Source organism: Rhizobium sp. USDA 3886 (assembly GCF_056279785.1).
This window is the reverse complement of sequence record NZ_JBWCDC010000001.1, coordinates 2269169-2291145: the sequence shown is the minus strand read 5'-3', so window position 1 is coordinate 2291145 and position 21977 is coordinate 2269169. Positions and strand designations below refer to the sequence as shown.

Here is a 21977-nt window from a genome sequence, read left to right as displayed (position 1 = left end):
GGAAGCAACGGGGCAGCGGTGCCTTCCGACAGAAAGGGATAGGACGATGACGAAGTTTTTGAAACTCGGGCTCTGCGCGGCTGTCGCCGCCATGATTTGCGGCGGTGCCCAGGCGGCCGACATAGCGCCTCTCCTGGCGCAGGAACCAAAGCCAGCGGAAGCCGCGGATGGCTGGACTTTTTCGATCGCTCCATATTTCTGGATAGCCGGCATCTCGGGTGATACGGCGCAATTCGGGATTCCCACCACGGTGCACATCGATGCCGATTTCGGGGATATCCTGAAGAATCTCGACTTCGCCTTCATGGCGGCGGGCGAAGCCCGGTACGACCGTTTCAGTGTTATCGGCGACGTCATCTACACGAAGCTCTCCGCCGACGGCGAAACACCATTCGGAGTATTGGCGACCGATGTCGAGGTGAATTCGAAGACGTTCGCGGGCCTGCTCGGCGTGGGCTACGCCGTCCTTGACGGCCCGTCGGGACACCTGGACGTCGTCGGTGGCGTGAGGCTCTGGTCGGTCGACACGACGCTGTCGTTCAATGGCGGTCTGCTCGGCGGTGTTGATGCAAGCGACAGCGCCACATGGGCAGATGGCATGGTCGGCTTGCGCGGGAAATACTCCTTCACGCCGGAGATCTATCTGACGGGCTGGGGACTGGTCGGCGGCGGTGGAGCCGACATCGACTGGGATGTCGCCTTGGGCGTCGGCTACGATTTCAACGACAGGATTTCAGCCATCGCCGGATATCGAGCGCTTGGAGTTGATTATAGCGATGACGGTTTCATTTTCGACGTCGTCCAGCAAGGACCGATCCTGGGGCTGGCCATAAAGTTCTAGCCCACCGGTCAAAGCGGAGCACCAATGAAAAAGGGTCCACAGATAAAGGGGAAGCAATGTCGATCACGTCCTTCAAGCACCTCGCCTCTTCATCGCTTGGGCGGGTTCGCTTCATGCCCAGGATTCGAGTACTGAACTCGCAAAGAAGCTTTCAAACCCGATCGCATCGCTGATCAGCGTACCCTTTCAGTTCAACCGCGACCACGGCCACGGCCCCCTCGATGGCGATAAGGCGACGCTCAATATCCAGCCGGTCATTCCATATCGCTGAACGAGACTGGAACGTCATTTCGCGCACCATCCTTCCTGTGACATGGCAGAATGACGTAGCAGGCCCATCCGGCTCGCAGTTCGGCCTAGGCGATCTCGTGCAAAACTTCTTCCTGTCGCCCGCAAAGCCGACCGGGAGTGGCATCATCTGGGGTGCCGTCCGGTGTTTCTGATTCCGACGGCGACGGACGACTTGCTTGGCGGTGAGAAATGGGTGCCGGGCCGACGGTAGTGGCACTGAACCAGGAGGGTCCTGGACCTAATGGCGTGCTTGCCAACGACATCTGGTCGTTCGCAGGCAGCGACGACCGAAGCGATATCAGGAGCACGTTCGTCCAGCCCTTCCTGTCGTACGCCACCGGCGAGGCCACGCATCCGGTTTTCGCGTGGGCATCACCTGTGGGCTACAGTGGGCGTCAGGTCGCTGACGCCGAAACGGGTTCAGGCACGTCCGAAAAATCAAGGAAATAACGAGATTTAGCAAGAATTGGCTGGGTAACATGGATTCTCACATGATTTCAATAGCTTAGCGAAATCGACTTGAAATTCCCTCTGTTTTCCTGCCGCGAGCGACCGTGGATGCCACCTTTGTGCCTTGGCTTTGGGCATCAGTCAACCAGGCGGGTTTACCGGCAATAATTTCCGCTTCCCGCATTGTGGCCGCCGTCCGGAAAACACGAATGGGGGCCGCCATGCGCCCCCCAATGTCGGTCGTATAGGTCTGCTCTGACACTCCCCATGAACAGACATTTACCCACTGCCTGAGGTCGGGATCACGAGCAGCAGATGCGGGAGCGGCAACGGCTTCATGCGTCGCTCAGTTGGCCGCTTCGAGCTTTACGGTGACGGATCCCGGACAGTCGAAGATCGAAACATCGCCGTTCACGTGTCCTAGGATGATGATGCCGGGGGAGGGAACGCGGCCGCTCCGATAGTAGATCACGAAATGATCTGAACTCCACAGGCCGAGCGTGCCGACAGAAAAGTCTCTCTGCCGTGTTACCTCAGGCAGGACGGAGGGTAGATTTCCGGTTTTTTCCTGGCGCAGATGGTCCGACATGTCGATCGTCAGTGGCAGCATCTGGGCCAAGGATCTGGCAGCCTCATTGTCGGCGAGGGTGGCGGTGACTTCGCCCCATGCGGAAGAAATTCGGATAGTCTCTTGGGCCATGACAGATCCAGTCGCTCCTATGGCGATCGCAGCAGAGGCAAACATTGTCTTAAGCACGTGTTCGCCTCCGTTTCGGTTTTGCGTCTGGTGGGTCACAAAAGCCGAAAGCGCTATTGCAGGCTGACGGGTGCTCGCCGCCGGTGCCTCTGGGATTTCGGCTCAAAAAGCACCTACAGGCCATCAGCAATCTTGACGAGATGGGCGACTGATGTTGCCTTCATTTTTTGCATCATGTGGCCCCTGTGAAGCTTCACCGTTGGCTCTGCGATTTGAAGCTCTGCGGCAATCTGCTTATTCAGTCTACCGGCGATCACTAATGCCATAATCTGTCGCTCACGTTCCGTTAGCGTCATATATCTGGATTGGATTGCAACTTTCGCTGTTCTTTCCTCTCGGCGAGCGGCGTCATTGGCGATCGCGCGGTTGACGGCTTCTAACAGATCCTGCTCCCGAACCGGCTTGCTAAGAACGTCTATAGCGCCCGCCTTCATCGCCCGCACTGCCATGGGCACATCGACATGGGCGCTAATCAAGACGACGGACCGAGGAAGAATGCTGTTCGCCAACGCCTCCTGAAACTCAAGTCCACTTTGGCCGGGAAGGCGAATGTCGAGGACGATACATCCAGCTTTTTCGGGATCGTCTGCGGCTATGAACTCTTTGACGGAGCCGTGTGTCTCAGCACTTAGGCCCACGGACTCGAACAGCCCCTTGAGGGCCTCGCGGACACTTTGATCGTCATCTATGACAATGACAGTGGGTCGCCTGTTCTTCCTGTCATTGATCAACGGACATGTCCTTGAAGTTGGAGAGCGTGAAGTTGAATGAGCTTCCGCGAGGATGATTGGTTGTAGCCCAGATGCGCCCTCCGTGAGCTTCAACGATGGAGCGGCAGATACAAAGGCCCATCCCTATCCCATCGGATTTCGTGGTATAGAACGGCTCAAATACCCGGTCGAGCTGTTCGGGCGATATCCCTTGCCCCGTATCAGAAACGCTGACCTCAACTTCGCCCTCTTGGCTCTGCGTACAACTCACCCTGATCACTGCCTCCGCGCCATGAGGTGTCGCCTCACCGCTGTTCATTATTAGATTAAGAAGAACCTGCTGTAGCTGCGTGCGATCACCTAAGACATCGATGGGTTCTGGCGGAAGATCCGTTACGACCTCCAAGCGCCGCGATTGCAGCTCTTCCCGCAGAAGAAAAAGCACATCATGTAGCGCTCGCTTAAAGTCGGTCCTCTCCATCCGTACAGGAGATCTCTGGGCCATTGCACGTATGCTGGCGACAATCTCGCCGGCACGATGCCCGTCATGCACAACCCGCTCCGCGGCCAGGCGAGCCTGCTCAAGATCTGTATGTCCGTCCTGAAGCCAGCGCAGGCAGGTCCCGGCATTGGTAACGATCGCCATGAGCGGCTGATTGATCTCGTGTGCTATCGAGACGGCCAGCTCGCCGATGGTGGTCAGCCGGGTAACGTGTGCAAGGTGGCTCTGGCTCTGCCGAAGTGACTCTTCCGCTCGTTTGCGATCCTCGATGTCCACAACAACGCCGTACCACCGCACGACATTTCCTTCTGGATCGAGTAGTGGACTTTGTTGGAGGTTGAACCACCTGTATTCGCCGTCGAACCGTCTGATACGGGCGTCTACTGGATTGGGCTGCTTGGTGGCAACGACTTCTTCCCAGCTCGTGCGCATGCGTTCAACGTCATCAGGATGAAACATCCGGTAAAAACCGAAGCCTACGATCTCTTCGAAGGGAAGGCCGACAAAATCGGTTAGATGCTGGTTCCAGTATTCAAGCCGCCCATCCGGCGTGCATGACCACGCCATGGCAGGGATCGTGTTGATGATGAGGTGGAGCTTGTGTTCGCTCTCTCTGAGCGCGGCTTCGCTCTCTCGAAGAGCATTCTCGGCATACTGCAAGTTCTCAATGTCGATGTTGACACCGAACCAGCGCACGATTCCGTTGGCATCCGTCAGTTTCCGACCGGAGAAATAGAACCAGCGGTATCGTCCATCTCCCCCACGGATGCGACCTTTCAACTGGGTATGATCGGAGTGCTCAAGGTCCCGCTTCCAGATCTCCACCATCTCGGGAATATCATCGGGATGGTAAAGGTCCAGAAAACCCCATTCAAGGATCTGCTCAGCCGGCAGTCCGGCGTAGTCAAGCCAACTCTTGTTGACGAAATCGGCACTTCCGTCGGGCCGCGCAGACCATACGAGAACCGGAAGTGAATTGATGATGAGCCTGAGATTTTCTTCGCTCGCCGCAAGTGCCGATTTTGTCTCTTTGAGCGCATCTTCAGCTTGTTTACGATCTTCGATATCAAGAACAACACCATACCATTTCACGACGTTTCCCTTGGAATCAAGGTGAGGCTTCTGCCGAAGACTACACCAGCGATAGGTGCCATCCGCGCGTCGAATCCGACCTTCGACTTCCCTTCCCGTTTTGAAAGCCATGATACTCCGCCACTCCGAGCCTAAATGAGCGACGTCATCGGGGTGAAAAAGACGGTAGAAATCCTCACCGGCAATATCTGCAAGTGGCAAGCCGATGTATTCAAGAAAGTGCTGATTGGCGAAATCGAGCATGCCATCAGACGTTGTGGACCATGCCATTGCCGGGATCAGGTCAATGATCGCATCGGCGTCCCTCTGTTTCTCCAAGTCGATCCCCTCAGCTCTTCGCGTTTCCAGCAGAGGGCTGAAAAGCTACTCCCTTTCCCGGCGCTGCGTTAGGCAAGATTGATAGACGAAGGTCTATTTTTGCAGTGCCTCCGTCTAGTTTCATGTGACCTAGATCGCAATTGAGACCGGGCCAGAACCGGCCTACTCATGAAGAGAAAATAAGTGTCAGCGCCGGCGTACCCAGGAGGCGATCTGCACAAGCGATACGTGCCTATTCTCCTAAGCTCGGTCAGACCGGATTTGAAGCAACCTTGGAGGTTGACCCATGACACTTCAGGTACAAAAACTTGCAGATACCGCCAACAAATCCGTCACAATCGTGCTCGTACACGGGGCATTTGTAGATGCCTCCGGATGGCAGACGGTTTTTCAGGTTCTGTCGCATGACGGTTATGAAGTTCTCGTCGTGCAGAACTCTGCCGTCAGCTTGAGCGACGATGTCGAGCGCACGCGGAGCGCGATTGCGGAGGCAACCTTTCCGGTCGTCCTCGTTGGACATTCGTATGGTGGCGCCGTAATCACGGAAGCCGGGGCCGATGAAAAGGTCCGTTGCCTGGTCTATTTGGCCGCCTTCGTACCGGAAGTCGGGGAGTCGGTATTCGATCTGGCTTCTCAGGATGTTCCAGGTGCTGAAAAAGCTCCCCTCCTTCCGCCGACCGATGGATTTATCCGGGTGGATCCCGCGAAGTTTCCTATGGCCTTCGCCGCCGTTTCATGGCCGTCGCCCAACGGCCTTGGGGGCTGGAAGCGGTTCAGGGCAAGATCACTTCGCCGGCGTGGAGAGCCAAGCCCTCCTTCTACCTGCTTGCCACCGAGGATCGAATGATCCCCCCTGAAGCGCAGGCAATGATGGCGGCGCGAGCAGGCGCGAAGGTCGTGGAAGTGCGCAGCAGCCACGCGGTGATGTTGTCACAGCCTGACGAAGTCGCAGCGATTACTAAGGCCGCGGCTGAAACCGAAGCAACAAAAAGCTGACGCCCGGAAAACCAGCCGCGGTGAACCCATCGACCATCAACTGGGGAAGTAAGATGCGTAAATTGTTCATGCCTACACGTTCGCCAACGCCGCGAGCATCACCGACCGATCGGGAGGAAGACGTCATGCCTCAACTTTCACGTCGCGCCTTTGCCGGCGCCCTACCTCTTGGCCTCATCGGGGGAAGCCTCCTCGGTGGAGGCCTGCTAGACTTTTCCCCAGCCGGTGCGGCGACACAGGACACTGCCAGGGAGCCTGTTGCGGTGACCCCGTTCGCACAGATCCGCATCGGCCGGTTCACCGTTACGGCCCTGACGGACGGCTATGCCGACATGCCGTATGACGACTACTTTCCGGGACGTGCGGCGCCCGAGGTCGAGAGCGCGGCAAGCGCACAGTTTACCGCTCGGCCGAGTGGGGTTCGGTTCCTCTTCAATCAATATCTCGTCGAGGATGGTGAGCGCCGCATCCTGATCGATGCAGGGGCGGCTGGTTCGATCGGGCAGACTGGACAGTTGCCACAGGCACTCGCAGCGCTCGGTCTGCGGCCCGACCAGATCGACGCGGTCATCGTGACGCATATGCACCAAGACCACATGGGCGGGCTTGTTCTGGGAGGCAAGAACAACTACCCCGAGGCCGATCTTTATATCGATCGTCGCGACGTCACCCATTGGACCGATCCGGCCAAGCGCAACGGCGCGCCTGATTACCTGCAGACGAGCTTTAGGATGGCGGAGGAGGTCGTGCGGCTATATCCGAGGCTCCAAGCGATCGACGGAGAGCGTGAGATCATGCGGGGCGTTTCAATCGTCGACCTGACCGGCCATACACCCGGCCATATCGGCGTGCGGGTCGAAGATGGCGGGAAGAGCATGATCATGGTTTCGGATATGATTTTTCCGGTCGTGCATCCGGCCGCGACCGATGTGTTCTTCTTGTTTGAGCAGGACCGTGCCGCAGCGAAAGCCATGCGCGATCGCTTCTTTCCGCGTGCCGCGTCGGAGGGTGCGCTCATCGCCGCCACGCACATGCCGTTCCCCGGGCTCGGCCGTATCGTCGCCGATCGTGGCGAGATGCGCTGGCAGGTCGCAGACTGGGCCTTGCAGGACTGATGTCCGCGTTCAGCGGTCTGAAGGGCAAAATTGCAAGGCACTGAATTGGGCCCGCCAAAGATAGATACGGGCTCGCACCGTGAGACAACGATGCGAGCCTGCCTGAGCAAGGAGAATAGGCATGCCATATCATTTTCTTGAGGTTGCTGTGACGCCGAGCGTCAGAGCAGCTCAGGCGAACATGGGGGTGGACCAGATATGGCTGGGCGCTGACAACCGCCCTTCAGACACCCTCACCGAAGACGAGATCGCCTTCATCGCCTCACGTGACAGCTTCTATATGGCATCGGTCTCCGAAACGGGTTGGCCATATGTTCAACACCGTGGAGGAAAAGCCGGCTTCCTTAAGGTCGTCGATCAGCGCACGATGGCCTTCGCCGACTACCGGGGTAATCGCCAGTACATCAGCGCCGGCAATTTTGCAGCTAACGATCGGGCCTGTCTGTTCTTGATAGATTATGTGCGGCGGGCACGGCTCAAAATTTATGCGTATGTGGAGCGACTGGCGCTTGATGCTGACCAGGAACTCACGGATCTGGTGTCCGACCCGACCTACAAAGGAAGGGCGGAACGGATCTTCAAGCTTCGGCTTGAGGCGTTCGATTGGAATTGCCCACAGCACATCATCCCGCGCTACACCGAGCAGCAGGTTGAACAAGCTGTCGCTCCTCTTCGTGAGCAACTGCAGCGAATGGAAACCGAGAACGCGACTTTGCGCGCACGGTTGGAGAACCCTGAAAGATGACCGAAGCTCAACGACCACCCCTTCCGCCTTTTACGTTTGAAAGCGCAGTCGAGAAAGTTCGTCTTGCTGAAGACGGCTGGAACAGCCGCGACCCGGCGAGGGTCGCTCTGGCATATACGGTAGACAGCCAGTGGCGTAACCGTGCTGAATTCGTGAGCGGGCGCGAAGCGATCGTAGCGTTCCTTTCGACAAAGTGGCGGAGAGAGCTGGATTACCGGTTGATCAAGGAACTCTGGGCCTTCGGCGGCAACCGAATTGCCGTCAGGTTTGCATATGAGTGGCATGACGACAGTGGGAACTGGTTCAGATCGTTCGGCAACGAGAACTGGGAGTTCAACGATAGTGGCCTGATGCGAAAGCGTTACGCCTGCATCAACGACCTGCCTATCCGCGCCGAGGACCGCCGCTTCCACTGGCCGCTTGGCCGCAGGCCAGATGATCATCCTGGACTCAGCGAACTCGGCTTTTAGTCGAGAGTAGCCTGTCTCTGTTCATCTGGCACTCAAAGGCAGCGGCTCAGGAGCCAATCTTGATTTCCCTTTTTTTTAAACGCTCCCTCCCAGCGGAGGAAGACGCCACTGAGGCCAAGGCCTTCGTGGATCTGCACAGGCTCTCACCCGAACATCTCCGGGATGAGGAGCAATTCGAATGCCTTCCCATCAACGGAGGATGCGCGGTCTCGCTGCCAAACGCACCTGCGATCGGCCTCAATCGCATTCTGGGGCTAGGCTCTGTCGAGGATCTGGACAAAGCATATAACTGGATGCGACGAAAGGCAGGGAACCGGTTCCTGCAACTAAATGCAGACGCGGCCTCGGACGAGGTGAGAAACTGGATCCAAAGTAAGGATCTGCATGAACACGGTCCCGGATGGGCAAAGCTTAGCCGCAGCGCTCCCTTTAGCCGCCTCGAGTTACCGGGCGGTGTCCGTACCCGACGGGTAAAAGTTGACGAAGCCGCGCTCTTCGGATCGATGATGTGCAAGGGTTTCAGTTTCCCGCTAACCTTGGCTTCCCTTTGGTCAGCCATTGTGGACAAAGAGGGCTGGTCATGTTTTTTCGCTTTGGATGGTGAAACGCCTATCGGAACTGGCGCCATCTACGTGTCCGGGACATATGCGTGGTTGGGTGGTGGTACCACACTTCCTGAATTCCGAAATCGCGGCGTTCAAAAGGCGCTCATCCAGATCCGCACCGATCACGGGATCACACAAGGCGTCTCGACGTTCGTCGTCGAAACAGAAGTACCCTCATTTGGCAAACCCAGTATTTCCTATGAAAACCTCAGAAAAATGGGTTTCCGGCACGCATATAACCGTAAGAACTTCAAGCTGTAACCCATCGATGGCGTCATCCTTTCGGTCATCGCGTGAACTCTTGGACCGACAACCAGAAACCTGATCCTGTTTGGTAAAGACGCAACTCCAGTACGCGCTGTTATCGTAGATGCTGATGCTGATCATCGATCTCGGCCGCACCTTTGAGCCCTCTGTGCATCACTGCGCGCCGGAGCACCTCCTGCGGACGGCGGCTTAGGGCCACGGCTTGTTAAAGCAGTCGAACAGGGTCCCCAGCCTTTTTTTACAGAGCTTCAGGCATCGCCGGTATCTGGAGGCCGTCGCATGGTTTCGACGCGAAATAGCGCCAAGTAGCTTGCAAAGGCGTCACTTTTTCTGGTGGGGAGTGGCAGCTATTAACCGGAGGAATAGGTCCAAAAATGGCTTGCCTGGGGACCTTGGATTCTCACATGATTTCAAAGGCTCAGCAAAATCGCCTTTGATTTCCCTATATTTTTCCGCCGCGAGCGACCGTGGATGCCACCTTTGTGCCCTGGCTTTGGGCATCAGTCAACAGGCGGGGTAGCGGCAATAATTTCCGCTCTTGGACCCAGGTTCGCCGTCCCGCGGTCATAACGCGCACGGCAGCTTCGCGCCCGCATATCAGTCGCTGAGATAAAATTTGCCGCTCCATGGTTAGCGCACACGCCGGAGCGTCGTCGTTGCACCGGATTCAATTGTGTTGGCTTAGACTGCAACATCTCACTTGAAGCAGTACGAGACGTTTGCCACGCGGCCGGAGTCTTATCGGTCGACGCATGGGAGTCGGACACCAAGGGGCCCGTCACCAATGAGATTTGCAACCGGCGCCATCCGGCCCCGCCTCTGTGTCCGCTTGGAGCGTTGTAGAGACAAACAAGCTTCTCCACTGGCGGTTCAATTAGCTCACTGTCGCGAGAGCTCACGCGCAAGTTCCAAGAACGCCCTCACCCCGGCTGACAGATTTCGGCGCCCGGGGTAGTAAAGGCAAAGCCCCGGATATGGTGGCGTCCAGTCTTCCAGTACACGGACGACGCGCCCCGCCTCAATGTCCGGGAAAATGTCTTGCTCGAAGATGTAGCCTATACCGGCGCTTTCCAGGACAGCGGTTCTTGTGAGGCCAGCCTCGTCCAGGGATATCGGACCGCGTGCATCGATTTGCACCTGCTCCCCGTCCTTCTCGAAACGCCACCGAAACGAGGAGCCATCGGGCAGGCGAACGCGAATGCATCGATGGCTGAGAAGGTCGGGAGGGACCACCGGCTTCCCATGCCTCTCGAAGTATTCAGGAGACCCAACCACAGCATGTCGCTGGGGCTGGCCGAGCGAAACGGCAATCATGTCGCTGGGAACGAGGCCCGCAACCCTAACCCCCAGATCATACCCGTCCTTGACGATATCAACCATCTTTCCTTCAGTTACAATATCGACATTCATGTCGGGATAGCGGCGCAGGAACTCAATCACGAGCGGTGAGATGATGGCGCGAGCCGCAAACGGCGCCGCGTTGATCCGTATTGTTCCGGAAGGTGTCTCACGTTGCGCACGCACCGAATCCAAAGCGGCATAGAGATCCTGGAGCGACGGCGCCACCTGCTGCACAAAGAGCTTGCCGGCATCTGTGAGCGACACGCTGCGTGTGGTGCGGTTGAACAATCGCACTCCCAGCCCCGCCTCAAGCCTGCCAATTGTGTGGCTCAGCGCGGTCGTGGACATGTCGAGATCGATGGCCGCTGCGCGGAATGTCCCACGCCGGGCAATAGCAATAACCGCTTCAAGTTCTTTCAGGCTGGTCTGTTCCATTGTCCCGGTCTGTTCATTACCGCATGCCGGTTTATCCCACTTATCTACGCAATGGTCGAGCGCTAACTATCGGGTCAACCAGTGAGGAGAAACACAATGGATATGCCCGATATCGTGAACATGTACTTTGACGCTGACAGCGGCAGCAACGCGGATGCGCTGTCGGACACCTTTGCGATCGAAGCCGTTGTCGAAGATGAGGGATCGCGCCATCAAGGCGTCGTCGCAATCCGTGAATGGTGGGTGGCAGCGAAGAAGGCGACTCAGTACGTTTCTGAACCTTTGGAATCCACCATTGACGGCAACAGAGTGCTCGTCCGAGCCAAAGTTAGCGGCCAGTTTCCCGGCAGTCCGGTGACGCTCTCATATGCCTTCACCATCAAGAACGGCAAGATCGCTAAGCTGGAGATCCGGTGATGACAGACTTTCTCAACCTGAGAGGCAAACGAGCCCTCATCACTGCTGGAACCAAGGGCGCCGGGGCTGCGACCGTCAGCCTGTTTCGGGAACTCGGCGCGCAGGTGTTGACGACCGCGCGGGCACGTCCTGAGAACCTGCCGAAGGAATTGTTTGTCGAGGCCGATCTCACGACTGAAGAGGGGTGCGCGGCCGTCGCGGACGTTGCGCGTCAACGTCTCGGCAACATCGATATCATCGTTCATATGCTGGGTGGCTCGTCAGCAGCCGGCGGTGGCTTTGGGGCGCTAACTGATGCCGAGTGGCACAAAGAAATGTCTCTCAATCTTTTTCCCGCTGTTCGACTCGATTGCGAACTGGTTCCAGACATGGTCGCACGCGGAACCGGTGTGGTTGTGCATGTCACGTCCATCCAAAGAGTGCTGCCTCTCCCGGAAGCGACTACCGCTTACGCTGCAGCCAAGGCAGCACTCTCGACTTATAGCAAGGCCATGTCCAAGGAGGTGTCGCCCAAGGGCGTCCGCGTCGTGCGAGTTTCTCCGGGTTGGATCGAAACGGAAGCGTCCGTCCACTTGGCCCAGCGCTTGGCGGACAAGGCGGGCACGGACCTTGAGGGCGGCAAGAAAATTATCATGGATAGCTTGGGTGGCATACCTCTCGGGCGCCCGGCCAAGCCGACGGAAGTCGCAGACCTGATTGCCTTCCTGGCATCGGATCGCGCTGCATCGATCACTGGTACCGAATACACCATCGATGGAGGAACTGTGCCAACAGCTTAGGGACGAGACGCCTTCACGGATCAGGCGGGTGTGTCCCAGCCGCCGATCTGTGAATAGATGGCGTCGCGGAGATGCCGGACATCGCGATTCAAGGATGCCAACTCCTGAGGCGTCTGTGTAGAGGTTGCGAGCAGGGTGTCGCTGAGGCAGCCGGCCCTGTGCTGCAACGTGCGTCCCTCGTTCGTCAATGCAACGACAACCTGCCGTTCATTGCTCAGATTTCGTGTCCGTCGCAGCAAACCCGATGCTTCAAGACGCTTCAGAAGTGGCGTAAGCGTGCTGGATTCCAGAGCGAGGGTATGGGCGATGGCACCAACCGTCTGCTCATCCTCACGCCAGAGGACGTTGAGCACGAGGTACTGCGGATAGGTCAAGCCCAGTTGGTCGAGCAATGGCTTATAGGCGCGCTGAATAGCGATGCCCGCGGTGTAGATTGCGTAGCAAAGCTGATCATGAAGCGCTGGTGGATCGTTATGCCGTTCGGTCATTTGTAAACTCCTATCGGCTCAGAAATAGCAAATGATACCGCAAAAAACAATATCGCGATAAATGATGTTGACACGAAAAATGAAATCTGCCAGCTTATAGTTATCGCGATAACAGTTATCGCATACACAAAGAGGAGAAAGCCATGACCACCAGGACCATATTGGCCGCCGTCGCAGCCGCAGCCGCAATATCCGCCGCAGTGCCTGCGAACGCTGCGGACATAATCCCTGAAAACCAGACCGTGAAAAACGTTGTACTCGTTCACGGTGCCTTCGCCGATGGCTCTGGCTGGAGGGGCGTCTACGACAATCTCACGAAGCGCGGATATCGCGTCACCGTCGTCCAGAATCCGTTGACCTCCCTCGAAGACGATGTTGCCGCCACCAGGCGCGCAATCGAACGACAGGATGGTCTCGCCATTCTGGTAGGCCATTCATGGGGTGGTACAGTCATTACGGAAGCCGGCATCGATGCGAAGGTCGCGGGGCTGGTCTACGTCTCCGCGCTGTCACCGGACGCAGGCGAGACGACGGCCCAGCAGTATGAAGGTTTTGCCCCTGCAACGGAATTCGTCATCGAGACCACGAAAGATGGTTTTGGTTATGTCAGCCCCGAAAAATTCAAGGCGGGATTTGCGCATGACGTCAGCGACGCCGACGTCGCCTTCATGCGGGACGCGCAGGTCCCCATCAACATGTCGGCGTTCGGCACGAAGCTGGAAAACGCTGCTTGGCGAACCAAGCCAAGCTGGGCTGTCATCGCCACCGAAGACAAGGCATTCGACCAAGCCATGCTGATCCATATGGCAGAGCGGATTAAAGCCAAGATTACGAAGGTTTCAGCAAGCCACGCGCTGTTCATGACGCAGCCGACGGTGGTGGCGGACACTATCGACGAGGCCGCGAAAACTGTTTCGGCGCAGTAAGGATGATCATTCGAGCTTTATCATCGGGACAGGCATCCCTGTTCCGATGATTGCATGCTGGAACGTCCTCACCTCCCACTACGCTCGGCACTGCAGCCAGTATGGAAAACCGTCGATCTCCAATTGAGATCGATTGCGCCTTTGAGCCGTTAGCGCTCACCGCCATTTCTCACAATTTAAGCTCATCAATTCACAAGGGTAACCCCGTGGATCAGAATACGCATGACCTAAACCGACATGAAAATCCGGCACCAACACGTCATGAGGTTTCAGACGATTTTGATTTTATCGTATGTGGAGCCGGCTCCAGTGGTTCAGTCATTGCCGCTCGACTGGCAGAATGCGGAAACGCCCGCGTCTTGCTTCTTGAGGCAGGCGGCGATGACGTAGCCGAGTCTGTTAGAGACCCGGCGCAATGGCCACTCAATCTCGGCACGAGCCGTGACTGGGGTTTCGTTGGAGAGCCGGCGCCTGAGCTCTGCGGTAGGCGGCTTCCTCTCAGCATGGGCAAGGGTCTGGGCGGCGGCTCGAGCATCAATGTCATGGTCTGGGCGCGAGGCCACAAGGAAGACTGGAATCATTTCGCGGCCGAAGCGGGCGATGAAGCCTGGGGCTATGAATCGGTTCTCGGCTACTATCGGCGGATCGAAGACTGGCGCGGCCCGCCAGATGCTGTGCGCCGCGGCGCTGGAGGGCCGGTTTATGTCGCCCAGCCACGTTCGCCACAGCCCATCGCGGAGGCTCTATTGAACGCTGCATCGGCGATTGGCATTCCGGTATTCGACACTCCGAACGGCGAACTGATGGAAAGTGCCGGAGGTGCATCGATCGCGGAACTGCGCATCCGGGATGGCAAGCGGGAGTCCGTATTCGGATCCTATGTTCGTCCGCTCATGTCACCAAACCTTACGGTCCTCACCGACGCGTTGGTCACGAGCATCATCTTCGATGGCAAACGGGCGACAGGCGTTGAGGTTCTCGTCAACGGTCAGCGGCGTGCGTTCACTGCGCGATGCGAAACGGTGTTGTCGCTGGGTGCGATCAACACGCCAAAGGTGCTGATGCAGTCAGGCATTGGCCCGAAGGATGAACTGAAAGCTCACGGGATATCTGTCGTGCAGCATCTCCCTGGTGTGGGTCGAAATCATCAGGATCATCTCGCGTTCGGCTGCACGTGGGCATATCGAAAGCCGGAGGGCGTCGGTGGGGGAGGTTGCGAAGCAAAACTCTTCTGGAAAAGCGACTCTCGCCTCTCTCAGCCGGACATTCTTCAGTGCCAGTTGGAGTTCGCCGTACCTTCGCCGGCGGAAACAGGTCTGGAAACCCCGGCGCATGGCTGGACGATGGTTTCAGGGCTTGCGCAGCCGAAAAGCCGTGGCCGGCTGAGGCTCTCCGGCCCCAATACAAACGACCCTATCCTGATTGAACCAAATTCTCTCAGTGAGCCGGAAGACATGGCTGCCGCCTTGGCCGCGGTTGAGCTGTGCCGCGAACTCGGAAACAGCGACGCCTTCACGCCGCTGGTCACGAGCGAGGCAGCTCCGGGCACACGCGACCGGGCAGGGATGATCGATTTCATCCGAAAGTCGGCCGTCACTTACTGGCACCAGTCCTGCACGGCCAAAATGGGACGCGACAGCATGTCCGTGGTCAATAACGAGCTCAAGGTCTACGGGATTGAAAGTCTTCGTATCGCAGATGCCTCGATCATGCCGCGTATCACCACCGGAAACACGATGGCACCGTGTGTCGTCATCGGAGAGCGCGCAGGCGATTTGATCAGGAAGACGCATGGTCTTGCTGACTTGAGTGGTGTCGCTCCATTCGCCTGAAGATGCTTTAGAAGAGCTCGGCGGCCAGCATACACTGGGGTCCAGCTCTTTGCGCCCTCTTGGGTCAACCGTTCGGCGTGTTTCAAGACCTTCTACTAGCGCCTCAACAGATGAGCGCTTACTGAGTTGTGCTCAGCATATTGACGGCAGTGTCGCGCACCCAATCGGGCATTGAGGCTCCGAGATAGAGCCCGCAAAAGCAGACAGTCACTTCCGAAATTGTCGAAGTGCAGGAGGAAGCCAAGTCGCCGCAGAAACCTGCGGTATCCGACGAAAAACATCGATTCGCCCTCGATTTGACCTCCGGCATAACTAAGTAGCGACCAGTTCGGCGATTTTAGCGGCGACTTCTGCCATCGGCTCCTCGGCAGTATTCAGCCCGGCTCGGGAGGCTAGCAGGAGTCTGACCTGTTCAAGCTCTTCATAGGTCGTTCCGTGAACAACCGGGACGAGCCGCTCTCGCCGGACTAGCGCCGAAAGCTCTTTGTCTGCGATGCCTTCTGCCGGGAGGCGCCGCAACATAGCCGGGGTCACCAAAACGACACCGACGCGCGAATTCACCAAGCCCTTGTCGATCGCCCGCATCATCGGCACCCGAGGCCAAGGCTTCTGAAAGTCGGTTGTGGCCTTGAGACGACCGACATGAGGTGAGCGACGGACTGGTATATATGCTAGGCTCTGGCCGACAGCGGAATGACAGCTACCGGCCTCGACACTGTCATTGGTCACGGCTTGTTTGAGGCAGTCGACCAGGGTCCCCAGCCGTCTTTTTACAGAGCTCCAGGTATCCCTGGGATCTGGAGGACGTCACATGGTTCTTGACGCGAAATCGCGCCAAGTAGCTGCAAAGACGTCACTTTTTCTGGTGGGGAATGGCAGCTATTAAACTGAGGGAATAGGTCCAAAAATGGCTTGCCTAGGGACCTTGGATTCTCACATGATTTCAAAAGCTTAGCGGAAAAGCCTTGAAATTCCCTCTGTTTTCCTGTCGTGAGCGACCGTGGATGCCACCTTTGTGCCCTGGCTTTGGGCCTCAATCAACTGGAGGGTTGAACGGCAATAATTTCCGCTGGCTCCGCCGAAACGGAAACGCGCGAAGGCTTTAAATCTTCATTTAAAGTGGGTGTGCGACGGTTCGCTCGCGCCAGCCGTGGGCAGCGGAGTGGAAAGCATCAAATCGAACGGGCGACGGTGAATCGGCCATCGATCAACGCCAGGCCTTCGCCGGCCAACGCGGCCATCGAACGCGGGCTTCACGTAAATCGTTATCCAAACCGTCAAGGCGAGTGGCGGCATCGCACACGCGAGCCGCGCGGCCCGCAAACGAGACCTGTTCAAGGCGTAGGTGAATACCAAATCGGCGATGTGTAGGCGCGTTCCTGGATTTCCATCTTGGCTTCCGGCGGCACCGTAACGCCGTAGTACTTGGCGTCATGAGCGGTCCATCGCGGCGTCGGAATCTCCAGCACCCGGCCGTAGTAGAAGGCGCTTTGCGCTGGGTCGAATTCCGGGTCGGTCCAGACGGCGACCAGTTCGGGCGCTCCGATCGTGTTCTTCCACGTCGCATTGCCGACGTCGACCGTGTTGCCCACCGCCGGCAGCTTGCCGTCGACGCCGGGCTTGCGGTCGCCCGACCAGGCGACGTCATAGATCTTTTCATGGACCTCGCCGGCGGCGTCGACCCAGCCCTTGACGATCTGGTAGCGGTCGAGGTTCGCGCCGATCGGGTCCTTCAGTGCGGCAACCAGGAAGGTCGGCGCCTTGCCTTCGGGCGCCGCCACCAAGTCGCCGCCCATCGGCACGCCCTTGGTATAGCCGGCGATGGCCGGATTTCTGGTGTTGGCGTCATCGGCGTTGAAATCCCATCCGCCGAACAGGCGCACCGCCATGCGTGGGCCTGTAGTGGCATAGGTTTCGCGCCGCTCCATCGCATCCCATAGGGATTCGCGCGTGTTCTCCATGGCCCAGACGGCTGCGTAACCCGAAGCGGAAACCTCCCAGTCCATGATCTTCACGCCGGTTTGCTTGTTGTCGATGAACGCGGCGGTGGTGCGCTCCCGGCTCGGCTCCTGGGGCACTGTCTTGCCGAAGAAATTGTCTTCCTCCAGCGCGCTCAGCGAGTTGTGCGCGTCACTGCTGCCGATCAGTCCAAACTTGTACGGATTGACCCCGAGTCGCTTGTCAAGCTTCAAGCCGTTTTTCAGCGCCGAGCGCGCATATTCGAACTCCAGCATCTCCTTGGTCTTTGCGACGCTTCCGTCGAGGTTTCCTTTGTCCCATCGCTCGAAATCGGCGAACTCGTCGTTCGGCGACAGGAAGGGATGCGCCTCGCTATCGCCCTTGGTCTGCGTCGCCTCGTAGAGCCGTTCCCACTTCACGCGGGTTTCGGCATATTGGCTGTCGAGTCTCTTTCCCAAAGCCTCGACGATTGGAAACATCGTGCCGTTGCTTAGGTTGCCGTTGTGAGCAATGGCCAGCACGTTTCCGCCGGTCTTGCTTTCGTAGGCTTCCATCCACTTCCAGAGGTCGACCGGATTGTCGCTGCCCATGGGCGGATAGACCGTAAATGGTTCAACCTGGCTCGCCTTGTCGCCATTGTCGCGGAAGATGACGTTGCGATGCAGATTGTTGCCGCCGGTGTTGGATGTCCATTCGTAGCCGATGAAGGCGGTGAAGCGGCCAGGATCGTTATGCTCCTCTGCAGCGGCAATAGTTTCCTGCCAGGCGCCCCGATACGCGGTCGTACCGGGAAAATACATCAGATCCTTGGGGAAGGTTCCATGGGAAAAAGCGACGATGATCTCGATAGCTGCATCGGCTCCCTTGCCAGATTGAATCATGTCGTACCATTTACGGCCGGTCGGATCGGCGAGCATCGCAGGGTTTCCGGCAAACAGGTCGGGGAAGAAGCCCATATTGTCGGAATGATCGGCAACGACGAGGAAGTCGAGCGGTCGCGACAGCTTTGCCGGCTGGCCAGTGGACGATGTGACCTCCTCGCCCTTGGCGAAGCGATAGGCGTCCCTTGGTCCCAGCCGGGCGCCAAAGGCGCCCGCGTCCATAGAGAAGGACGTGTGCAGGTGCGTGTCGCCGAACAGCGGCCGCGTCGGGAACTTTCGGCCGGCATAGGGCGAATAGGGCCGCTTGGTCGGATAGAGCTGGTCGGCGGTTTCCTTGTTGAGAGTCCCCGAATCGAGGGCTGCCGTATCGTCCTGTGACGCGGCAGGTGAAATGCCTGTCAGGACTCCGACAAGGATAACGGCTGAAGCAAGCGGCAAAAGGCGATGGGTTTTCATTGTTTCCTCCATGTTGTTCGGTTGGTGCATGCCAAGCCAATTATTCCCTGGAAACTGCTCATCGGAGACCATCGGACGGAGTGAGCCCGCCCTCGGAGCTCCCGCCTTCATCGGCGCTTGAAAGGTACACGGCGACTGCAAAATGCGATGCGTCGTCCAGGCCGACGCCAGCATTCAGAATTTCACGTAGCCGGGGCACGAAACGAGTCACCTTCCAGTCGGACAGATCATTTGCAACATACCCGGCAAGCTCGGGATGAACCGCCAGCAAACCGCCATATGCGTCGACGATCGAGGCCCGCAATTCGACTGCCCCGCCCGTTCCCTGTACCGACAGCGCCTTCACGATTTCGAGCAACTCGCCGTTACTTCGGCTCGGCTCGGCGAAGTATTCTTCCGCAAGCTGCCTCACCCCGTCCGCGCCCGTCATCTCGATGAGTGCAGTGGCATAAGCAGCGAGGTTGGTCGTTAGCCCATACTTCGCCGCAGTCTTCAGTTTTCCGCGAACGAAGGCGATGTCGTCCGGTCGGTCCGACGTGCCGAGCATGAGGATATAGAGCCCATGCCATTCGACATGAAAGAAGTCGTTGACGATTCGATAAATGTCATCTCGCCCCACATTTGTTTTGAGATCGCGCAGCGTTGCGTAGGGCGCGCGCCCGACCTCAAGAAAGGCCAGCTCCGCGAGACTGCGATCTTCGTGCCGAAGGTAAGGGGCGAAGAATATCGTGCGTTCGGCTGGCGTCTTCGAGCCCACATCCCAAATGGCGACCTGGCGCATCACACCTTGATACTCGCTTCCCGCCAAACCTAGGACCTTCCAGATCCCGCCGGGACGGTTCTGAACGAGAATGACCTGAACAGTCGGATTCAGCCGGAGGGCGCGACCTGTCATCGAATCGAGGAACAGAGGGATCACGCTGCCGTCGTAATGTCCCTTGAATGTTTCCAGCACCACGTAGGAGAAAGGCTTTGCCGGATTCTCGCGGGCGAAAACCGCCGTATCACTTCCAATGACCTGATCGGCATTCGTCATTTGAGGATAGGGCAAGCAGAGCACGCACGCGTCAGCGGGCGTCGCGACGACGAGAACCGCAACAGCAATCATAGGTATCAGCCAAGCCAGGACGGCGTTCATTGGCCCGCGAGCTGCGATGAACGCGAATGAGGTGTCCATGTGCCATCCCCCTGATGATCTTAAAACGCCGCGACCCTTTCGATGACCCAGAACATAGCGACCGTGCCGATGGCGTATGGCGGCACGAGTTCGAGCCAGGCGGGCAAAGGCCGCTTGGCTGATCGGATGAGTGCGACAAGTGCAAGCACGGCTCCGACGAAAAGAAGCTGACCAATCTCCACCCCGACGTTGAAGAACAGCAGGGCCAATGGAATCTGTCCCGCCGGCAATCCGATCTCACTCAGGGAACCGGCAAAGCCGAAGCCATGGAGAAGCCCGAAGGCGAAGGCCACTATCCAAGGTGCTCGGGCAGAAAGGCTTCTGCGCCCCTGTCGAAGGTGGACGATCTCGACCGCGACAAACGCGATCGACAATGCGATCACGGCCTCCACGGGCGGCGAGGGTACGTGAACAAAGCCGAGCGTCGCCAGCGCCAGCGTGATGCTATGGGCAACGGCAAATGAAGTGACGGTCTTTACGAGCCGCCAGCTTCCTTGCGTGATGATGAGAAGGGCAAGCACAAATAGCAGGTGATCGAATCCTAGCAGAATGTGCTCAATCCCGAGCTTGAGATAAGTGGTGGCCACCATCCCGCGGGTCTGTGTCATGGGAATGGTGGCCTCCGGCGCGCCGGGCGTTAGCCGCGCGACCCATGCGCCGCCACCGGCAAACTCGACCCGCACCAGCGCGTCTGTCATGGTGCTCCGCAGCCCGTCGATCAAAACCTTTTGGCCGGTGAGCGGCTCGATCGTCCGCATACGCCAGGTCTGAACCATGGCGTCGCCAGTCGGGCGCGAGACGGTCGGCGTGATGTTCTCAACCTTACCCGAGAATACCGCAGCCAGCGCCAGCCGTGCGTCGCCACGCATGGGCGTCTTGAGTAGAACGCTGAACTCGTTGGGCACATCTTCGCGGAGTTCGAGGTAGGCAGGACGCACTTCATGTGCGGACGCACCGACTAGGGAAATAAGGCCAATGCTGAGTGTCAACAGCACTAACACCGCGCCGGAGTTCCAGATCCGCCTCATCGTGCGGCTGCCGTGTCAGCGACACGATCCTCGGTGCCGAGCAATTCCTTTACGCTAGCGTCGAGCACGACCCCATATTTCTCGCGAAGTCGAGCAAGGTAATCCCGATTTGCGATTCTCTCTTTCTCACGTCGCCATTCCTGCAGGACCTCATCGCGAACCTCCTCAAAGGGGGGCTGCCTCCCGGCGCTGCTGCTAGCAATCGAGACAAGATGAATGCCGTATCCAGATTTGACCGGCTCGCTCCACATGCCGGGCCTTGAGGGCGAAAACCGCCCGCGCAAAATCCGGCCCGAACATGCCGGATACCGCCTGCTCGTCTGCATCGCGGATTTCGGCGTCAAGCAACAGTCTGTCACCGAGCATCGCCGCAAGGTCGGTATCGCGTGCGCCCTTTAGCTCCACAAGCGCCGCCTTTGCATCCGAGGAGGCGTCTTTACGCAGCGCCGGGTTGAAGAAGATTTGCGTGAAAGACACCCGCGCGCCGCTTCGGAAGCGGGCGGCGTTGGCCTCATAGAATTGCCGAAGCTCTCCTTCCTTTGGCTCGATGAGACCCGAGGTGTCCTCGACTAGGAACTTCAGCTTTTGTGCCAGGCGGCGACGCACGATCGTGTCGTTCCTGTCGAGACCCATTTCCCGCGCCTCGCGGGCGAGCAGCTCCTCGGACACGAGATCGGCGACAAGCTCTTGCAGCTCTTGAGGGTTAGGTGCGCGGAGCCACTGGTTGACCCAGGTCTCCTTCAACCAGCGTACCTCGCCTTCACCAATCCGGACCGGTTCGAGGCGGCTGGCATTGGTCTGTTCACGGTCCAGCCATGCGTATCCCGCAAACAACAGCGCGCCTCCGAGGACGAAGTGGAGCAGTGGTTCCCTGAGGAGGTTCACGGGACATCCCTTCAGATGCAGGAGTGCTCACGAGGCATTGTCAAGGCGGGGGGGCGCGAATATTCGGAATCGCTGAAATACTGCTACTGTTTGTTGTCTTTGGCAAGACGACAGTCCCGAACTACGACGAACAGCATCACGTGGCTTCAATAGGGGGCGGATGGGATTATTTCACCGGTGCGGGCCGGGCGACTGAAAGACGTGGCCCTTCGCC

Annotated in this window: 19 protein-coding genes and 2 pseudogenes; 11 read left to right on the top strand and 10 right to left on the bottom strand. The window is 58.1% G+C overall.

Annotated features, from left to right (window positions below; translation table 11 throughout):
- Window positions 1-46 precede the first annotated feature (46 nt).
- Both ACZ9BX_RS11795 and ACZ9BX_RS11790 read left to right on the top strand, forming a co-directional pair.
- Complete coding sequence (locus ACZ9BX_RS11795; protein WP_476218042.1) at window positions 47-841, top strand: hypothetical protein; 795 nt, start codon at window positions 47-49, stop codon at window positions 839-841.
- Between the two features lie 91 nt (window positions 842-932).
- Window positions 933-1480 (top strand): annotated as a pseudogene (locus ACZ9BX_RS11790) (transporter); the annotation flags it as partial.
- 448 nt (window positions 1481-1928) lie between these two features.
- Here ACZ9BX_RS11790 and ACZ9BX_RS11785 read toward each other — a convergent pair.
- From ACZ9BX_RS11785 to ACZ9BX_RS11775, 3 genes are all read right to left on the bottom strand, one after another.
- A complete protein-coding gene (locus ACZ9BX_RS11785) occupies window positions 1929-2282 on the bottom strand; it encodes a cyclophilin-like fold protein (protein WP_476218040.1) in 354 nt (117 codons plus the stop codon).
- 170 nt (window positions 2283-2452) lie between these two features.
- On the bottom strand, window positions 2453-3070 hold the full coding sequence (locus ACZ9BX_RS11780; protein ID WP_476218039.1) for a response regulator transcription factor: 618 nt from the start codon (window positions 3068-3070) through the stop codon (window positions 2453-2455).
- Window positions 3060-4961, bottom strand: coding sequence for a PAS domain S-box protein (locus ACZ9BX_RS11775; protein ID WP_476218038.1), 1902 nt, complete (start codon window positions 4959-4961; stop codon window positions 3060-3062). The genes ACZ9BX_RS11780 and ACZ9BX_RS11775 overlap by 11 nt, the downstream gene beginning before the upstream one ends.
- Window positions 4962-5247: 286 nt before the next feature.
- Between ACZ9BX_RS11775 and ACZ9BX_RS11770 the strand changes: the two are divergent.
- From ACZ9BX_RS11770 to ACZ9BX_RS11750, 5 genes and pseudogenes are all read left to right on the top strand, one after another.
- Window positions 5248-5957: pseudogene (locus ACZ9BX_RS11770) on the top strand (alpha/beta hydrolase).
- Window positions 5958-6082: 125 nt separating this feature from the next.
- Window positions 6083-7072, top strand: a complete 990-nt coding sequence (locus tag ACZ9BX_RS11765) for an MBL fold metallo-hydrolase (RefSeq protein WP_476218037.1) — start codon at window positions 6083-6085, stop codon at window positions 7070-7072.
- A 121-nt stretch (window positions 7073-7193) separates the two neighbouring features.
- Window positions 7194-7817, top strand: a complete 624-nt coding sequence (locus ACZ9BX_RS11760) for a pyridoxamine 5'-phosphate oxidase family protein (RefSeq protein WP_476218036.1) — start codon at window positions 7194-7196, stop codon at window positions 7815-7817.
- On the top strand, window positions 7814-8287 hold the full coding sequence (locus tag ACZ9BX_RS11755; protein ID WP_476218035.1) for a nuclear transport factor 2 family protein: 474 nt from the start codon (window positions 7814-7816) through the stop codon (window positions 8285-8287). Before ACZ9BX_RS11760 ends, ACZ9BX_RS11755 begins: the two co-directional genes overlap by 4 nt.
- A 59-nt stretch (window positions 8288-8346) precedes the next feature.
- Complete coding sequence (locus tag ACZ9BX_RS11750; RefSeq protein ID WP_476218034.1) at window positions 8347-9153, top strand: GNAT family N-acetyltransferase; 807 nt, start codon at window positions 8347-8349, stop codon at window positions 9151-9153.
- Between the two features lie 885 nt (window positions 9154-10038).
- On the opposite strand, the gene ACZ9BX_RS11745 is transcribed toward ACZ9BX_RS11750, so the two are convergent.
- On the bottom strand, window positions 10039-10935 hold the full coding sequence (locus tag ACZ9BX_RS11745; RefSeq protein ID WP_476218033.1) for a LysR family transcriptional regulator: 897 nt from the start codon (window positions 10933-10935) through the stop codon (window positions 10039-10041).
- A 96-nt stretch (window positions 10936-11031) separates the two neighbouring features.
- Here ACZ9BX_RS11745 and ACZ9BX_RS11740 point away from each other — a divergent pair, with 96 nt between their 5' ends.
- Together ACZ9BX_RS11740 and ACZ9BX_RS11735 are read left to right on the top strand one after the other, a co-directional pair.
- Window positions 11032-11352: a nuclear transport factor 2 family protein gene (locus ACZ9BX_RS11740; RefSeq protein ID WP_476218032.1), complete on the top strand. Its 321-nt coding sequence runs from the start codon at window positions 11032-11034 to the stop codon at window positions 11350-11352.
- Window positions 11352-12131 (top strand): SDR family oxidoreductase, encoded by a 780-nt coding sequence (locus ACZ9BX_RS11735; RefSeq protein ID WP_476218031.1) that lies wholly within the window; start codon window positions 11352-11354, stop codon window positions 12129-12131. Before ACZ9BX_RS11740 ends, ACZ9BX_RS11735 begins: the two co-directional genes overlap by 1 nt.
- Window positions 12132-12151: 20 nt before the next feature.
- On the opposite strand, the gene ACZ9BX_RS11730 is transcribed toward ACZ9BX_RS11735, so the two are convergent.
- The gene (locus ACZ9BX_RS11730) at window positions 12152-12619 is read right to left on the bottom strand and encodes a MarR family winged helix-turn-helix transcriptional regulator (RefSeq protein WP_476218030.1); all 468 of its coding nucleotides are present in this window, start codon (window positions 12617-12619) and stop codon (window positions 12152-12154) included.
- Between the two features lie 143 nt (window positions 12620-12762).
- Here ACZ9BX_RS11730 and ACZ9BX_RS11725 point away from each other — a divergent pair, with 143 nt between their 5' ends.
- Together ACZ9BX_RS11725 and ACZ9BX_RS11720 are read left to right on the top strand one after the other, a co-directional pair.
- Window positions 12763-13545 (top strand): alpha/beta fold hydrolase, encoded by a 783-nt coding sequence (locus ACZ9BX_RS11725; RefSeq protein WP_476218028.1) that lies wholly within the window; start codon window positions 12763-12765, stop codon window positions 13543-13545.
- A gap of 206 nt (window positions 13546-13751) precedes the next feature.
- Window positions 13752-15377, top strand: a complete 1626-nt coding sequence (locus tag ACZ9BX_RS11720; protein ID WP_476218026.1) for a GMC family oxidoreductase — start codon at window positions 13752-13754, stop codon at window positions 15375-15377.
- Between the two features lie 312 nt (window positions 15378-15689).
- Here ACZ9BX_RS11720 and ACZ9BX_RS11715 read toward each other — a convergent pair whose 3' ends face one another.
- The 5 genes from ACZ9BX_RS11715 to ACZ9BX_RS11695 form a co-directional block, all read right to left on the bottom strand.
- Window positions 15690-15965: a hypothetical protein gene (locus tag ACZ9BX_RS11715; RefSeq protein WP_476218024.1), complete on the bottom strand. Its 276-nt coding sequence runs from the start codon at window positions 15963-15965 to the stop codon at window positions 15690-15692.
- A 746-nt stretch (window positions 15966-16711) separates the two neighbouring features.
- Entirely contained in the window at window positions 16712-18673 is a 1962-nt protein-coding gene (locus tag ACZ9BX_RS11710) for a DUF3604 domain-containing protein (protein ID WP_476218022.1), read from the bottom strand.
- Window positions 18674-18731: 58 nt separating this feature from the next.
- Window positions 18732-19709, bottom strand: coding sequence for a hypothetical protein (locus tag ACZ9BX_RS11705; protein ID WP_476218021.1), 978 nt, complete (start codon window positions 19707-19709; stop codon window positions 18732-18734).
- 161 nt (window positions 19710-19870) lie between these two features.
- On the bottom strand, window positions 19871-20878 hold the full coding sequence (locus tag ACZ9BX_RS11700; RefSeq protein ID WP_476218019.1) for a HupE/UreJ family protein: 1008 nt from the start codon (window positions 20876-20878) through the stop codon (window positions 19871-19873).
- Between the two features lie 195 nt (window positions 20879-21073).
- On the bottom strand, window positions 21074-21763 hold the full coding sequence (locus tag ACZ9BX_RS11695) for a peptidyl-prolyl cis-trans isomerase (protein ID WP_476218018.1): 690 nt from the start codon (window positions 21761-21763) through the stop codon (window positions 21074-21076).
- Window positions 21764-21977 lie beyond the last annotated feature (214 nt).

Bases quoted from the DNA above. Each gene is read 5' to 3' on its own strand.
- ACZ9BX_RS11795 (WP_476218042.1), top strand. From the start codon at position 47: ATGACGAAGTTTTTGAAACTCGGGCTCTGCGCGGCTGTCGCCGCCATG.
- ACZ9BX_RS11785 (WP_476218040.1), bottom strand. From the start codon at position 2,282: ATGGCCCAAGAGACTATCCGAATTTCTTCCGCATGGGGCGAAGTCACC.
- ACZ9BX_RS11765 (WP_476218037.1), top strand. From the start codon at position 6,083: ATGCCTCAACTTTCACGTCGCGCCTTTGCCGGCGCCCTACCTCTTGGC.
- ACZ9BX_RS11760 (WP_476218036.1), top strand. From the start codon at position 7,194: ATGCCATATCATTTTCTTGAGGTTGCTGTGACGCCGAGCGTCAGAGCA.
- ACZ9BX_RS11755 (WP_476218035.1), top strand. From the start codon at position 7,814: ATGACCGAAGCTCAACGACCACCCCTTCCGCCTTTTACGTTTGAAAGC.
- ACZ9BX_RS11745 (WP_476218033.1), bottom strand. From the start codon at position 10,935: ATGGAACAGACCAGCCTGAAAGAACTTGAAGCGGTTATTGCTATTGCC.
- ACZ9BX_RS11740 (WP_476218032.1), top strand. From the start codon at position 11,032: ATGGATATGCCCGATATCGTGAACATGTACTTTGACGCTGACAGCGGC.
- ACZ9BX_RS11735 (WP_476218031.1), top strand. From the start codon at position 11,352: ATGACAGACTTTCTCAACCTGAGAGGCAAACGAGCCCTCATCACTGCT.
- ACZ9BX_RS11730 (WP_476218030.1), bottom strand. From the start codon at position 12,619: ATGACCGAACGGCATAACGATCCACCAGCGCTTCATGATCAGCTTTGC.
- ACZ9BX_RS11725 (WP_476218028.1), top strand. From the start codon at position 12,763: ATGACCACCAGGACCATATTGGCCGCCGTCGCAGCCGCAGCCGCAATA.
- ACZ9BX_RS11715 (WP_476218024.1), bottom strand. From the start codon at position 15,965: ATGATGCGGGCGATCGACAAGGGCTTGGTGAATTCGCGCGTCGGTGTC.
- ACZ9BX_RS11710 (WP_476218022.1), bottom strand. From the start codon at position 18,673: ATGAAAACCCATCGCCTTTTGCCGCTTGCTTCAGCCGTTATCCTTGTC.
- ACZ9BX_RS11705 (WP_476218021.1), bottom strand. From the start codon at position 19,709: ATGACGAATGCCGATCAGGTCATTGGAAGTGATACGGCGGTTTTCGCC.
- ACZ9BX_RS11700 (WP_476218019.1), bottom strand. From the start codon at position 20,878: ATGAGGCGGATCTGGAACTCCGGCGCGGTGTTAGTGCTGTTGACACTC.